The sequence below is a fragment of the Arhodomonas sp. KWT genome (assembly GCF_010993615.1).
The window spans coordinates 1-879 of the sequence record NZ_WNXE01000696.1 but is presented as its reverse complement, the minus strand read 5'-3'; the positions used below and the strand labels follow the sequence as shown (position 1 = coordinate 879).

The 879-nt window shown below is 68.3% G+C and carries 1 protein-coding gene; it reads left to right on the top strand.

The genetic code is table 11. The features are described 5' to 3' along the window. On the top strand, nt 1-762 hold a 762-nt coding region (locus G7A99_RS21805; protein WP_163144044.1), incomplete at its 5' end, for a DctP family TRAP transporter solute-binding subunit. Nucleotides 763-879 lie beyond the last annotated feature (117 nt).

Here is an 879-nt window from a genome sequence, read left to right as displayed (position 1 = left end):
ATGCTCCAGGGCATGCAGCTCGGCACCCTGGACGCCGGCGTGATCACCGGCACCCAGGTGGGCACGCTGGAGCCGGCCTTCCAGCTCAACGACCTGCCCTTCCTCTACGCCAACGCCGGCCAGGCCCACAAGGTGCTCGACGGCGAGGTCGGCCAGGAGATGCTCTCGCGCCTCGAATCCCAGGGCATCGTCGGTCTGGGCTTCCCGGAGGCGGGCTTCCGTAACGCGATCAACAACGTGCGCCCGATCCGCAAGCCCTCGGACTTCAAGGGCGTGAAGCTGCGCGTGCAGCCCAGCGACCTGTTCATCGCGAGCTTCCGCGCGATCGGGGCCAACCCGGTGCCGATGGCCTGGAGCGACGTGTTCACCGCGGTGCAGCAGGGCACCGTCGACGGTCTCGAGATCCCGCTGGCGGTGATCTACGCCAACAAGTACCCGGAGGTCACCGAGTACCTGTCGCTGACCCGTCACACCTACAACGCCCTGGCGCTGCTGATGTCCAAGCAGACCTTCGACAGCCTCTCCGCGACGCAGCAGGAGACGGTGCGCAAGGCCGCCCGGCGCGCCATCGAGCGCCAGCGCGAGACCGTGGCCTCCAACAACGACGAGATCCTGGCCAAGATCCGCGAGGCGGGCATGAAGGTGAACGAGGTCGACGACGTCGCCGCCTTCCGCGAGAAGGTCACTGGCGTGTACGACGAGTACCGCGAGAAGATCGGCCCGGCGCTGCTCGACAAGGCGCTGGATCAGGTCTCGGAGTAGTCCACGACGGCCCCGGCCGCGCGCCGGGGCCGCCCTGTCCGGAAAGGCATCCCCATGTACCGTTATCTGGATGGCCTGGGCCGTTGGCTGGTCGCCGCATCCTCCGCACTGGGGGCG